Source organism: Mycobacterium sp. NGS22, assembly GCF_059813095.1.
In genome coordinates this window covers 15,638-28,686 of sequence record NZ_JCALDY010000011.1, presented here as the reverse complement: position 1 = coordinate 28,686, position 13,049 = coordinate 15,638, and the positions used below count along the sequence as shown (strand labels likewise).

The 13,049-nt window shown below is 70.1% G+C and carries 13 protein-coding genes; 8 read left to right on the top strand and 5 right to left on the bottom strand.

The annotated features are described in order from the left end of the window. Positions 1–67: 67 nt before the first annotated feature. The 7 genes from AC5Y47_RS12370 (at position 68) to AC5Y47_RS12340 (ending at position 5,840) form a co-directional block, all read left to right on the top strand. Positions 68–940 (top strand): SDR family oxidoreductase, encoded by an 873-nt coding sequence (locus AC5Y47_RS12370; protein WP_499944284.1) that lies wholly within the window; start codon positions 68–70, stop codon positions 938–940. Between the two features lie 13 nt (positions 941–953). Continuing rightward, positions 954–1,340 carry a VOC family protein gene (locus AC5Y47_RS12365; protein WP_499944283.1) on the top strand — a complete coding sequence of 129 codons (387 nt, stop codon included), beginning with the start codon at positions 954–956 and terminating at the stop codon, positions 1,338–1,340. A 119-nt stretch (positions 1,341–1,459) separates the two neighbouring features. Beyond that, on the top strand, positions 1,460–2,695 hold the full coding sequence (locus tag AC5Y47_RS12360; protein ID WP_499944282.1) for an inorganic phosphate transporter: 1,236 nt from the start codon (positions 1,460–1,462) through the stop codon (positions 2,693–2,695). Next, the gene (locus AC5Y47_RS12355; protein ID WP_499944281.1) at positions 2,692–2,961 is read left to right on the top strand and encodes a hypothetical protein; all 270 of its coding nucleotides are present in this window, start codon (positions 2,692–2,694) and stop codon (positions 2,959–2,961) included. Before AC5Y47_RS12360 ends, AC5Y47_RS12355 begins: the two co-directional genes overlap by 4 nt. A gap of 60 nt (positions 2,962–3,021) precedes the next feature. Next, on the top strand, positions 3,022–3,330 hold the full coding sequence (locus tag AC5Y47_RS12350; protein WP_499944280.1) for a DUF3349 domain-containing protein: 309 nt from the start codon (positions 3,022–3,024) through the stop codon (positions 3,328–3,330). Positions 3,331–3,398: 68 nt separating this feature from the next. Next, on the top strand, positions 3,399–4,481 hold the full coding sequence (gene menE, locus AC5Y47_RS12345; protein WP_499944279.1) for an o-succinylbenzoate--CoA ligase: 1,083 nt from the start codon (positions 3,399–3,401) through the stop codon (positions 4,479–4,481). A 6-nt stretch (positions 4,482–4,487) separates the two neighbouring features. Beyond that, entirely contained in the window at positions 4,488–5,840 is a 1,353-nt protein-coding gene (locus tag AC5Y47_RS12340; protein ID WP_499944278.1) for a hypothetical protein, read from the top strand. A gap of 6 nt (positions 5,841–5,846) precedes the next feature. Here AC5Y47_RS12340 and AC5Y47_RS12335 read toward each other — a convergent pair whose 3' ends face one another. Genes AC5Y47_RS12335 through AC5Y47_RS12325 form a run of 3 tightly spaced genes read right to left on the bottom strand, consistent with a single transcriptional unit; the run spans position 5,847 to position 9,248 of the window. After that, entirely contained in the window at positions 5,847–6,506 is a 660-nt protein-coding gene (locus tag AC5Y47_RS12335; RefSeq protein WP_499944276.1) for a TIGR04282 family arsenosugar biosynthesis glycosyltransferase, read from the bottom strand. Beyond that, entirely contained in the window at positions 6,503–7,153 is a 651-nt protein-coding gene (locus tag AC5Y47_RS12330) for a glycosyltransferase family 2 protein (protein ID WP_499944275.1), read from the bottom strand. The genes AC5Y47_RS12335 and AC5Y47_RS12330 overlap by 4 nt, the downstream gene beginning before the upstream one ends. A gap of 28 nt (positions 7,154–7,181) precedes the next feature. Beyond that, positions 7,182–9,248, bottom strand: a complete 2,067-nt coding sequence (locus tag AC5Y47_RS12325; protein WP_499944274.1) for a DUF7159 family protein — start codon at positions 9,246–9,248, stop codon at positions 7,182–7,184. A 434-nt stretch (positions 9,249–9,682) separates the two neighbouring features. On the opposite strand from AC5Y47_RS12325, the gene AC5Y47_RS12320 reads away from it, so the two are divergent. Further along, on the top strand, positions 9,683–11,236 hold the full coding sequence (locus tag AC5Y47_RS12320) for a DUF7937 domain-containing protein (protein WP_499944433.1): 1,554 nt from the start codon (positions 9,683–9,685) through the stop codon (positions 11,234–11,236). Here the strand turns inward: AC5Y47_RS12320 and AC5Y47_RS12315 are convergent. Both AC5Y47_RS12315 and AC5Y47_RS12310 read right to left on the bottom strand, forming a co-directional pair. Beyond that, entirely contained in the window at positions 11,233–12,264 is a 1,032-nt protein-coding gene (locus AC5Y47_RS12315) for an NAD-dependent epimerase/dehydratase family protein (protein WP_499944273.1), read from the bottom strand. The two genes, AC5Y47_RS12320 and AC5Y47_RS12315, sit on opposite strands and share 4 nt — an antisense overlap. Next, positions 12,261–13,046 carry an S-methyl-5'-thioadenosine phosphorylase gene (locus AC5Y47_RS12310; RefSeq protein WP_499944272.1) on the bottom strand — a complete coding sequence of 262 codons (786 nt, stop codon included), beginning with the start codon at positions 13,044–13,046 and terminating at the stop codon, positions 12,261–12,263. The genes AC5Y47_RS12315 and AC5Y47_RS12310 overlap by 4 nt, the downstream gene beginning before the upstream one ends. Between the last annotated feature and the right edge of the window lie 3 nt (positions 13,047–13,049).

Below are 13,049 nucleotides of genomic sequence, written 5' to 3'. Positions count from 1 at the left end.
CCCGGCCCCCCGAGCGTCACGCTAGCGTGACACTCGGGCAAAAGGGCGCCCGACCTAGACTCCGCACGTGAGCAAGAGTCCCCTGCGACGGTTATCCGATCAGCTGGTGCTGGCCAGCATGCGCCCGCCCGCGGCCCCCCAGGTACTGCTCAACCGGCCCGTCATCAAACCCGTAGACCTGGCCGGCAAACGCATCCTGCTGACCGGCGCATCCTCGGGCATCGGGGAAGCGGCCGCCGAGCAGTTCGCCGACCAGGGCGCCACGGTCGTCGTCGTCGCGCGCCGCCGGGACCTGCTGGACCAACTGGCCGAGCGCATCACCACCTCGGGCGGGACGGCCCTGTCGATGCCGTGCGACATCTCGGATATGGACGCCGTCGACGCCCTCGTTGCCGATGTCGAAGAACGTATCGGCGGGATCGACATCCTGATCAACAACGCCGGCCGCTCCATCCGCCGGCCGCTGGCCGAATCGCTGGAACGCTGGCACGACGTGGAGCGGACCATGGTGCTCAATTACTATGCGCCGCTGCGGCTCATCCGGGGGCTGGCGCCCGGGATGATCGAGCGCGGCGACGGTCACATCATCAACGTCTCGACCTGGGGCGTGCTGTCCGAGGCATCGCCGCTGTTCGCGGTCTACAACGCCTCCAAAGCCGCCCTCTCGGCGGTGAGCCGGATCATCGAGACCGAGTGGGGCCGCAAGGGCGTGCACTCGACGACCCTGTACTACCCGCTGGTGGCCACCCCGATGATCGCCCCGACCAAGGCCTACCAGGGGCTGCCCGCGCTGACGTCAACCGAGGCCGGCGAGTGGATGATCACCGCAGCCCGCACCCGGCCGGTGCGGATCGCGCCACGGATGGCGCTGGCGGCCAAGGCACTGAACACCGTGGGCCCTCGCTGGGTCAACAGTCTGATGCAGGGGCGCGGCTCGTGATAGACACGAGGACATGGAGATCCTCGCGAGCCGGATGCTCCTGCGTCCGGCGGACTACCAGCGTTCGTTGCGCTTCTACCGGGACGAGATCGGCCTGGCGATCGCCCGCGAATACGGCGCAGGGACAGTGTTTTTCGCCGGGCAGTCGCTGCTCGAACTGACCGGTTACGACGAACCCGACCACTCCCGGGGACCGTTCCCCGGCGCACTGTGGCTGCAAGTGCGCGACCTGCAGGCGACGCAGGCCGAACTGATCAGCCGAGGCGTGCCGATCGCCCGCGAAGCGCGGCAGGAACCGTGGGGTCTGCACGAGATGCATGTGACCGATCCGGACGGCGTCACACTGATCTTCATCCAGGTGCCCAGCGGTCATCCGTTGCGCACCGACACCCGTCAGTGAGCGCGGACGAACCCACGGTGAACTGACAGGTAACATCTGGCGACGACTCGCGATATTCCTGCATTTCCCCTCGTCGATCGTTCGACATGGGAATGCCCCGACCACCAGAATCAGGCCCTGTGAACCTGCAGCTGTTCCTCTTGATCATCGTCGTGATCACCGCGCTTGCCTTCGACTTCACGAATGGGTTTCACGACACCGGCAACGCCATGGCGACCTCCATCGCCAGCGGGGCGCTCAAGCCCAAAGTGGCGGTAGCGCTGTCGGCCGTGCTGAACCTGATCGGGGCGTTCCTGTCCACCGCGGTCGCCGCCACCATCGCCAAGGGTCTGATCGACTCGCACATCGTGACCCTCGAGCTGGTGTTCGCCGGCCTGGTCGGGGGTGTCGTCTGGAACCTGCTGACCTGGCTCCTCGGCATCCCCTCGAGCTCCTCGCACGCACTGATCGGCGGCATCGTCGGCGCCACGCTCGCCGCCGTCGGCGGGCACGGGGTGATCTGGAAGGGCGTCATATCGAAGGCGATCATCCCGGCCGTCGTCTCCGCGCTCCTGGCGATCTTCATCGGAGCGCTGGCCACCTGGCTGGTGTACCGCATCACCCGCGGTGTCCCGACCGAACGTACCGAGGCCGGCTTCCGGCGCGGCCAGATCGGCTCGGCGTCGCTGGTCTCGCTGGCCCACGGCACCAACGACGCGCAGAAGACGATGGGCGTCATCTTCCTGGCGCTAATCTCCTACGGAGCGGTCAGCAAGGCGGCAACGGTACCGCCGCTGTGGGTCGTCGTGGCGTGTGCCGTGGCAATGGCGACCGGTACCTACCTGGGGGGCTGGCGGATCATCCGCACCCTGGGCAAGGGCCTGGTCGAGATCAAGTCACCGCAGGGCATGGCAGCCGAATCGTCCTCGGCCGCAGTCATTCTGCTGTCCGCGCACTTCGGTTACGCGCTGTCCACCACCCAGGTCTGCACCGGCTCGGTGATGGGCAGCGGGTTGGGCAAGCCGGGCGGCGAGGTGCGCTGGAGCGTGGCCGGCCGGATGGCGACCGCATGGCTGGTCACGCTGCCGCTGGCCGGCCTGGTCGGAGCGCTCACCTACTGGATCGTGCACCTGATCGGCGGTTACCCGGGCGCGATCATCGGTTTCAGCCTGCTGATCGGAATCTCCGCGGCCATCTACCGGCAGTCGCGCAAGGTCAAAATCGACCACAAGAACGTCAACAAGGATTGGGAAGGCAACCTCACCGCCGGACTCGAGGTCGATACCACGCCGGCGGCGGTCACCGGCGCTGACCCGGATACCTCGGCACCGGAGTTCGGCGCCGACGGCCAGATACCGGCGAGGAACGCCTCATGAACGGTTGGTTCAACTACGCGGCCACGTTGAAGATCCTGGTGTTCAGCCTGCTCACCGGCGCAGCGCTGCCGGGCTTCTTCGCTCTCGGGGTGCGACTGCAGTCGACCGGCAGCGGCGATGCGGGCAAGCAGCATCCGCTGTCGGTGGCGCTGGCCTGGCTGATCTATGCGCTTGTCGTCGCCGTCGTCATCCTCGGGGTCCTCTTCATCGCCCGCGACTTCATCGCCCACCACACCCACTATCCGTTCCTCGGGGCCAAGCCGTGACACCGCAACCCCGGTCGACCTAGTTTTCGGCACCGTTCCGCCGGGTAAGTTGATCGCACAATGAACCGATTCCTCAGCTCGATCGTCTCGTGGCTGCGTGCGGGATATCCGGATGGCATTCCGCCGACGGACTCGTTCGCGGTACTGGCGTTGCTGGCGCGTCGGCTCACCAACGACGAAATCAAGACCGTCGCAACCGAATTGACGCGGCGTGGCGAACTCAACATCGACAACATCGACATCGGCGTGGCGATCACGCAACTCACCGACGAACTGCCCGCACCCGAGGACGTCGAACGCGTCCGAACCCGGTTGGCCGCCAGCGGCTGGCCGCTCGACGACGCCCGCGACAACGGAGACCACGCATAGCCGTCCTGGGGGCGCTGCGCGTCCCGCCGGGCTCGGCCAGCGCCCTGCTGCTGCCGGTCCTGCAACGCGTGCTCGACGGACGGCAACCCGCGCTCGTCGTCGTGCCGGACCAGCCCGGCTCCGATGCCGTTGCGCGCGCCCTGCGGGTCGGCGAGGACATCGACGACGAGATCGCCCTGGTGGTAACGACGTCGGGGACCACCGGACCTCCCAAGGGAGCGTTGCTGACCGCCGGCGCGCTGACCGCGAGCGCCGCGGCCACCCACCGGCGCCTCGGCGGACCCGGTCGCTGGCTGCTGGCCGTGCCGCCGTATCACATCGCCGGCCTGCAGGTGTTGGTCCGCAGTGTGATCGCCGGTGCCGCACCCGTCGAATTGGACGTATCCGCCGGCTTCGACATCGGCGAATTACCCTCTGCGGTACGGCGATTGGGATCCGGGCGGCGTTACACGTCGCTGGTGGCCGCGCAGTTGGCCAAGGTGCTGGCAGATCCCGCGGCCGCCGCGGCAGTCGCCGAATTGGACGCGGTGCTGCTGGGTGGCGGACCGGCGCCGCGGCCGGTGCTCGACGCGGCAGCCGACGCCGGGATCACCGTGGTACGCACCTACGGCATGAGCGAGATGGCGGGAGGTTGCGTCTACGACGGTGTGCCGCTCGACGGGGTGGGGCTGCGGGTGCGCCCCGACGGCCGCATCGTGCTGGGCGGGGCCACCCTGGCCCGTGGTTACCGCAATCCGGTGGACCCCGACCCGTTCGCCGAACCCGGCTGGTACGTGACCGACGACCTTGGCGCGCTGGACGATTCGGGGGCGCTTACCGTCCTGGGCCGGGTGGACGACGCGATCAGCACCGGCGGGTTGACCGTGCTGCCGGATCCGGTCGAGACCGCGCTGCGCACCCACCCGGCGGTGGCCGACTGCGCGGTCTTCGGTGTCCCCGACAATCGGTTGGGCCAACGGGTCGTCGCCGCGATCGTGCTGGGCGCGGGGTCGCCGGCGCCGACACTTGACGCGCTGCGAGCCCACGTCGCACAGACCCTGGACCTCACCGCCGCGCCCCGCGACCTGCATTTTGTCGAGGAACTCCCGCGCCGGGGCATCGGCAAGGTCGACCGAGTGGCCCTGATGCAGCGGTTCGGTTCTCTAGGCTGATCTTTCGTGAGAATCGCACGGCGGGAAGTGCTGGCTGTGACGGCCGCGGTCATACTCGTGACCGCCGCGTTCGTGCTGCCGCGGATCGGTTGGGGAATCGACCCGCGCCGCGACACCGGCCTGGACCGGTTCGGCACCCGCGCCGGCGCCACGCCGATTTTCGGCTACTGGGATGCCCACGTCGGCTGGGGCACGGTCCCGGCGATCGTGATTGCCGCCGTTGTCGTGTGGTGGGGTCCGGCTGTGGCACAACGTCTTTCGTGGCGGGCGTTGACCGTGGGCAGCTGGGCGATTGCTTGCGCGTGGGCGTTCTCGCTGGCGATGATCGACGGCTGGCAACGCGGTTTCGCGGGCCGTCTGACCACCCGCGACGAATACCTCGCCGAGGTGCCCGGCGTCGGCGACATCAGCGCGACCTTGCGCACGTTCGCCGGCCGGATCCTCGATTTCCAGCCGCACTCGTGGGCCACCCATGTCTCCGGCCATCCGCCGGGTGCGCTGCTGACGTTCGTCTGGCTCGACCGGATCGGGTTGCACGGCGGCGCCTGGGCCGGCCTGTTGTGTCTGCTGGCGGGTTCCAGCGCGGCGGCAGCGGTGCTGGTGGCCGTGCGGGTGCTGGCCGACGAAGAGCTGGCCCGCCGCGCGGCGCCGTTCGTGGCCGTCGCGCCGACGGCGATCTGGGTGGTGGTGTCGGCCGACGGTTATTTCGCCGGGGTCGCGGCGTGGGGGATCGCGTTGCTGGCGGTGGCGGTGCACGGTGCGGCCCGGTTTCCCGCACTGGTGGCGGCAGCCTCGGGTGTGTTGCTGGGCTGGAGTGTCTTCCTCAGCTACGGACTGGTGCTGCTGGGTCTGCCGGCGCTGGCGGTGTTGATTTCGGCACCGGATCGGCGTGCCTGGATACGGGCTCTGGGACCGGCGTTGCTCGCGGCGGTGGCGGTGGCGGCGACGTTCGCGTTGGCGGGCTTCTTCTGGTTCGACGGCTATGAGCTTGTGCAGCAACGCTATTGGCAGGGCGTCGCCCAGGACCGGCCGTTTCAGTATTGGGTTTGGGGCAATCTGGCGTGCACGGTCTGTGCGATCGGCCTGGGCAGCGTCGCCGGGATCAGCCGGGTATTCGACCGGGCCGCGGTCCGCCGCCGCTCCGGTGTGCATCTGCTGTTGCTGGCGGCGTTGGCCGCCATCGTCTGCGCCGACCTCAGCATGCTGAGCAAGGCCGAGACAGAGCGCATCTGGCTGCCGTTCACCATCTGGCTGACCGCCGCGCCGGCGCTGCTGCCGGTGCGGTCGCATCGGTGGTGGCTGGCGGTGAACGCCGCCGGGGCGCTGCTGCTGAACAGCGTCGTCTTCACCAACTGGTAGAGGTGCTCACAGCCCGGCCGTCCGGGTGACGCGGGCAAAGCGACTCTGCGGGTCGCAGGCCCGGCGCACCGTGGCAATGTCGTCGACGACGTCGACGTCGTCCAGCTGCTGCACCAGTGCCACGTCGATGCCGTTGTCGTGCAACGCTTTCAGAGTCAGCTCGCCGGTGTCCGATTGTGACATCGGCACCCCGCGCAGGCAGTGCGCGGAGGTGCCGTCGGGTAGTCCCAGCACCCACCAGCCGCCGTCGCGGGCCAGCCCGAGCACCCCGGTCGGCTCGAGCAGCCGCCGGGCGCAGTCGGCCAACAACCCGGCGCTCACTTGCGGGGTGTCCATCCCGATCTGCAGCACCGGGGCGTCTCCGCCGGCGTCGGCGTGGGCGTTGGCGAGCCGCTCGGCGAAGTCCGCACCGCGTTGCTCGATGACCGTGAAGGACCCCAGCCGTTGCCGGATGTCGGTGGCGCCGGCGGCGTTGTCCAGATCACCGGTCAACGCGACGACCCGGGCGGCCGCCGGCGTCGCGGCCACCGCGTCCAGGGTGTCCAGCAGGGCGGCGGCAGCGATGTGCGCGGCGACCTCGTCGCCGACCGTCGCCGCCAACCGGGTCTTGGCGCGGCCCGGTTCCGGCGCTTTCGCCACCACCAGCACGGTGACCGGCAAGGTCACGAAATCACCTTCCAGAAGTCGACGATCGCGGTGATGCTGCCCCGCAGCGACCCGCTCACCTTCGACTTGCCGCCCGTGCGCGGGCCGTAGCTGATGTCGAGTTCGACCACCCGCCAGCCCGCGGCGGCGGCGCGGACCAGCAGTTCGAGCGGGTACCCCGACCGTCGGTCGACGACGCCCAGATTCAGCAACGCATCGCGCCGCGCCACCCGCATCGGCGCGATGTCGTGTACCGGTAGGCGGTGTCGGGTGCGCAACCGCCAGCTCATCACCACCGTGCCGACGCGCGCCACCCACGGCCAGTGCAGGCCGGGCACCGGGCGGCGCCGGCCGGTCACCATGTCGGCGCCGCGCTGCAGTTCGGCGACCAGTCGGGGCAGGTCACCGGCGTCCATCGAGCCGTCGGCGTCGATCACCGCGACGATCGGCGTCGTCGCGGCTTCCACGCCGGCATGCACCGCCGCGCCGTAACCCGGTCGCTGCTCGGCGACCACTCGCGCGCCGTGCCGGGCGGCGACCTGCGCGGTGCCGTCGGTGCTGTTGTTGTCAACCACCAGCGCCTGGTAGCCGGCGGGAATCGCGGCCAGTACTGCCGGCAGGGATTCTTCCTCGTTCAGACACGGCAGCACCACCGTCACGTCGGACACGGCAGACCCCTGATCCCCCCGGATCAGCTCACCGAGGACCGCTCGGCACCCGCGGCGCCTGGGTCTGCGGGGCCTGGGTGCGCGGCGCCTGGGTCTGCGGCGCCTGGGTGCGCGGTGCCGGTGCCTGGGTCTGCGGCGCCTGGGTGCGCGGCGCCGGCGCCTGAGTCTGCGGCGCCTGGGTCGGCGGTGCCACCGTCTGCTGCGTCGGGGCCTGGGTGGGTTGCGGAGCGGCGGTGGACGGTCGCGGAGCGACTGTGGTCGGAGCCACGGTGGTCGGGGCGACCGTCGTGGGCGGAATCGTCGTGGTCCGCGGTGCCTGAGTGGTCGGCGGGGTGGTGACCACCGTCGTAGTGGGAGGCGTGGTCGGCGGCGTGGTGGCCGGCGTGGTGGTGACCGCCGTGGTGGTCGGCGGGGTGGTGACCGCCGTGGTGGTGGTGGGCGGCGTCGTCGGCGGCGTGGTGGACGGGGTGGTGTACGACGTGGTCGGCGGGGTCGTCGGCGTCGCCACCGGCCACGTCGGCATGCCCGGCCGCCAGCCCGGGTACGGAATGATGACCGGCACCGGGACGGGAACCGGAGCGGCCGGCACCTGATTCGGGATCGGGGCGGCCGGGGCCCCGGGCGAGGTCTGCTGTCGCGGCACCTGGACAGCGGGAACGGTGCCGCCCTGGAACCCGACCGTCGGGGCCTCGGGCGGCGGGGGCGGCACGGGCGCCTGCTGCTCGGTCGGCAACAGCGGCATGAACTTGCCCGGCTGCGCGTTCTGATGGCCTTCGACCGGAAGGGACGCCGCGGTCGGACGGACGGTGACCGCGACCGCCACCGCCAACGACGAAAAACCCAGGACCGCGAAGCCCACGACGGCGTTGCTGATCAGCAACCGCCGCAGACTCTGGGGTTGGCTGCCGGCGGCGTCGGGATCGTCCTCGTCGAACCCGTCGTCGAATTCATCGCCGTACTCGTCGCCGTAGTCGTCCATGCCGTCGGTGTCCACCGGCAGGATGTCGTATTCGCTGGCCTGCGAGTACGCCAACTGCTCGTCCCCCGATGCCGGCGCCCCGCCGTCGGCGGGCTGCATGACGGCGGTCGCGTCCCCCGGAACACCGGGGTCACCCGCCGGGGCACCCGAGTGGAAGTACGCATGGCCGTGCGGGTCGCCGGCAAGACCGGGGTCGCCCGACGACACACCCCCATCGGGATACGACTGCGAATACGAGACCAGAGTCGGATCACCCGACGTCACACCCTGGCCGGAGTTGCCACCGCCGTCGCCCGAGATCGGCGCCGCCATCGTCGCGTCGGCGGGAAAAGCCGATTGATCGGCGCCCGAGCCGGGTGGTCCGAAACCGCCGTGATCCGCAGGCAGATGCGGGTTCTCGATCGGCGAGCCATACCCGCCGCTGCCGCCGGAAGAGCCGAATCCGCCGTCTCCGGGCAGCCCCGACTGGTCCACGCCCGAGCCGGCCGACCCGCCGCCGTCGCCGGGAAGCGCCGGTTGCGCCATGGTCGAGCCGGCGGGCCCGAAGCCGCCGTCCCCGGGCACCGACTGATCGACACCCGAACCCGTCGGCCCGTAGCCGCCGCCGTCCCCCAGCGCCGGAGCCGCCATGGTCGCATCCGGCGACACGGCCGGAGCCGCCATGGTCGCGTCGGCTCCCGGACCGTAACCGCCGTCCATTGGCGAGGAACCCATCATCGTTGGCGGCGCGTCCGGATCGGCAGATGCCGACGGACTCCTCATCTGACTGCCGAACAGCAGCGCCGCGGCGACCGCACTCCCCACTCCCGGGCGTCCCCTGAACCCCTGCGGCTCGGAGATCACCTGGATATTCGTCACGCCGGCGTAGCCCAGCGCCTGCGCCAGCTGGTCGACCTGGTACCGGTCGAGCCAATTCAACTCGGTCGCGAGCAGCCGGTGTCCCTCGCCGGCCAGCAACCGATGGGTGCCGACCACGGTGTCAGTCAGTGCTCTGATCGGGTCTCCGGCGAGATCGACCGAATACTGATCGATCACCTCGTTACCGCGGGCGGCCGCGTCGACTAGGGCCAGGCGTGCGACCCGGCCCGTGACCGCCACCCCCAACACGACGTCCATCTGCGGCTCTCTCCTTCGAGCTGGCTACCCCACAACCAGCAATGTCCCGGCATAATTAAACTGCGATACCGTCAGGCAATATTCGTCATTTCGGGCGACAAGGTTCCTTCCCTATGAGCGCAGCGTAACCGGATTCCGAACCGGCGGGGACGCTCAGTGCGGATCCCAACGGTCTTCATAACCTGCTCACAGCCACTGCCGCCTCGTCCGAATGGAGAATATGTTCGCAAACCGAACAACGCAGTGGCCCCGGCAGGGGGTTCCCTTGCCGCACGACCGACCCGCGCCAGCAGCACCCGACCTCGACCCCTGGGGGCCTCGTGAGCGTCAGTAGCGACGAAACGCCGACCGGCCCCATCGTGGGCACGCAACGGGCGGCTGCCGGCCCGGGGTCTGCGCCGGCCGCGCGAACGGCGCCCGAGGCGCCCGGAGTTCTGACGAAGCGACGCAACACCATCCGCGACCTGATCGCCGCCGTGCTGCTCGTCCTCGCGCCGCTGTTCCCGTGGAACCTGTACTTCGGGCTGGGCATCCCGGGCAGCAGCACGCTGCTGTGGGGGTTACTGGGGCTGGTGACGCTGCTGTCGCTGGCGGCGGCCCTGACGTCGTTCCTGCGACTCGACCCCGTCACCGCCGCGCGGCTGCGGCTGAGCCTGAACATCCCCTACCTCCTACTGCTCGCGGGATTCATCGGGTTCGACGTAATCCAATCCATCAAATTCGGCGGTCAGGTCCACGTGCCCGGCGGCGTCGGCCCGGGCGGCTGGCTCGGGTTCGCCGGCGCGCTGTTGAGCGCACAACCGGTGCTCACCAGCCCGGTCACCGACGAGCAGCGCTACCACCGGTGGCTGCGCGCGGCGCGACTGCTCGGATATGCCTCGATGTTCGGAGCCTCGCTCAGCGCCGGTTTCAACCTGTGCTGGCGGTTGCGGTACGCCCTGCAGGGCATCAACGGGTCGGAAGCCTTCGGTACCCGCAACACCACGGTGATCCTGACGGCGTTGGTGTACGGGGCGGTGGCACTGACCGCCGTCCTGGTCGCCTCGCGGTGGGTCCTGCGCAACACCCACGGCTCCCGGCTCGCGACGCTGGCACTGGGCACTTCCACGCTGCTCGCCGGGATCCTGGTGTGGAGTTTGCCGGTCGGTCGTGAGATCGACGCATTCCACGGCATCGCGCAGAACACCTCGACGGCCGGCGTCGGCTACGAAGGCTTCCTGGCGTGGGCCGGCGCCGCGGCGTTGTTCGCGCCGCTGGCCCTGTTCAGCTCCGCCCAGACGCGCGCCGACCGGGAGATCTGGCGCACCGCGATCCGCAAGAGCCTGACGCTGATCGTCGTCTGGTGCCTGGGGTCGATGCTGATGAGAATCACCGACCTGGTGGTCGCGGTGATGCTGGACTATCCGTATTCGCGCTATGACACCGTGACGCTGGCCACGTTCGACCTGGCCACCGGGGCGCTGGCGTGGTGGCTGCGCACCAAGCTGGCCCAGGGGGCACTGCGATCGCGGCTGCTGGTCTGGTTGAGCGGGTTGGTGTTCACCCTGATGATCTCCCGGGTGATTCTCGGCGTCGTGCTGGCTCCCCGGTTCGAGCAGGTCTCGGTCAACCCCGTCTACGGCAACGACCTCGCGCAGCAGATCGCCAGCACCTTCGACGTGACGCTGTGCGGGCTCGCGCTGTGCACCTTCCTCGCGGTGATCGTGGCCGGACGCATCCGCAAACCGCGGCGCCGGCCGCGCCGGCAGCAGCGCCCCGCCACCGGATCGACCGGGCCGACACGGCCGCCCGTGCCCATCCCGACCCGTCCCGGCGGTCCGCCGCCGCCGCCGTCGGAAGCCCGGACGACCCAGTTCAGCGTCCCCGGTGGCGGGCACGACGCGCCGACGACGGTGCTGTCCGGGCCGGGGCCGTCACCGCGGATCTTCCGTCCGGGTCAGACCGGGCCGCGCCCGAAGATCTATCGGCCGCCCAACAACCCGTCCTAACGCAGCGGCGCGAACGCGAACTCGCGCAACCCCTCGGCGGGCGGCACGGCCGCCCGGAACCCGAGGACATCCGCGGCCCGGGCCGGGTCGGCGACGATGTGGCGCACGTCCCCGCTGCGGTACTGGCCGGTGACGGCGGGCACCAGCGACGAACCGCGGGCCGCGCACAACGCGGTCGCCACCTCCAGGATCGAAATGGGTTGCCCGGAGCAGACATTGGCGGCGACGAAACCGCCGTGGTCGACGCCGGCCGCGGCCAGGTTCGCGGCGGCGACGTCGTCGACGTGGACGAAGTCACGCATCTGGCCGCCGTCCTCGAAAACCTGTGGGGCCTCACCCTTCTCGAGCGACGAACGGAAGATGGCCGCCACCCCCGAATAGGGGGTGTCGCGCGGCATGCCGGGACCGTAGACGTTGTGGTAGCGCAACGCGACCACCGAACCGCCGGTCGCCTCCGACCAGGCCAGTGCGTAGTGCTCCTGCGCGGTCTTACTGGCCGCATACAGGCTGCGCGGTCGCAGCGCGGCGTCCTCGTCCACCAGCTGCCAGGTGACCGGTTGCCCACACTGCGGGCAGCGGTGCTCGAAGCTGCCGGCGTCCAGGTCGGCGCGCCGGCGCGGCAACGGGTCGACCGATCCGTGTTGCGGGCACCGGTACCGGCCCTGGCCGTAGACGACCATCGACGAGGCCAGCACCAGACGCGACACCCCGGCGGCGAACATCTGCGCCAGCAACACCGTCGTGCCGAAGTCGTTGTGGCCGCCGTATTCGGGTGCGTCCGCGGCGTTCACCCCAGCCCCCACCATCGCGGCCTGATGACACACCAGGTCGATGCCGCCCAGCAGCGGGGCCAGGGAGCCGGCGTCGCGGACGTCGACCCGATGGCAACCCTCCGGCAGCACCGGGTTCGGCCCGTGCGCGGCGGGCAGCAGCACGTCCACCCCGACCACCTCATGACCGGCCGCCCGCAGCGCGGCTCCGACCCGGGAGCCGATGAACCCTGCCGCTCCCGTCAGCAACACCCTCATGGCAACTCGAACGGCAACGGGACCCCGGCGTGCCGACGGCAGTGCGTGCAGGTGCGCTCGGCGGCGACCCGGCCGATGGCCGCACGCACCAGCCCCTTGAACATCGGGATGTTCTTCTCGAACTCGGCGAACACGTCCACGCCGGTCACGCCTTCTCCCACCTCCACACCGGCATCGACATCGGTGATCAACGCGATTGCCGCATAACACAATTCGAGTTCCCGGGCGAGTATCGCCTCTGGGTAGCCGGTCATGTTGATCAGCTGGAACCCTGCCGCGGCGAACCAGCGGCTCTCCGCGCGGGTGGAAAACCTTGGACCCTGGATCACCACCATGGTGGCGCCGTCGACGAGATCAGGGGCGTCGGGCAGTCCGGTGACGGCCGTCCGCAGCGCCGGACAGTACGGGTCGGCGAAACTGGTGTGCACCCCGCCGGAATCGAAGTAAGTGTCCGCCCGGCCGCTGGTGCGATCGATCAGCTGGTCGGGAACCACCACCGTGCCCGGCCCGACCTCGGGATCCAGGCTGCCGACCGCGCACGGGGCGAACACCCGCCGCACCCCCACCGAGCGCAGCGCCCACATGTTGGCCCGGTAGGGCACGGTATGCGCCGAGAATTCGTGCTTGGCGCCGTGCCGCGGCAGAAACGCTACCTCGTGCCCGCCGACGGCGCCGATCGTGAGGGGTGCGCTGGGCCGGCCCCACGGGGTGTCCACCGACACGGTGCGGACGTCGGACTCGAAAAACGTGTAGAAGCCGGTGCCACCGATCACTCCGAGCATCCG

Excerpts from the sequence above, each read along its gene's own strand:
- AC5Y47_RS12365 (WP_499944283.1), top strand. The coding sequence starts at position 954 with ATGGAGATCCTCGCGAGCCGGATGCTCCTGCGTCCGGCGGACTACCAG.
- AC5Y47_RS12355 (WP_499944281.1), top strand. The coding sequence starts at position 2,692 with ATGAACGGTTGGTTCAACTACGCGGCCACGTTGAAGATCCTGGTGTTC.
- AC5Y47_RS12350 (WP_499944280.1), top strand. The coding sequence starts at position 3,022 with ATGAACCGATTCCTCAGCTCGATCGTCTCGTGGCTGCGTGCGGGATAT.
- AC5Y47_RS12325 (WP_499944274.1), bottom strand. The coding sequence starts at position 9,248 with ATGGACGTCGTGTTGGGGGTGGCGGTCACGGGCCGGGTCGCACGCCTG.
- AC5Y47_RS12315 (WP_499944273.1), bottom strand. The coding sequence starts at position 12,264 with ATGAGGGTGTTGCTGACGGGAGCGGCAGGGTTCATCGGCTCCCGGGTC.
- AC5Y47_RS12310 (WP_499944272.1), bottom strand. The coding sequence starts at position 13,046 with ATGCTCGGAGTGATCGGTGGCACCGGCTTCTACACGTTTTTCGAGTCC.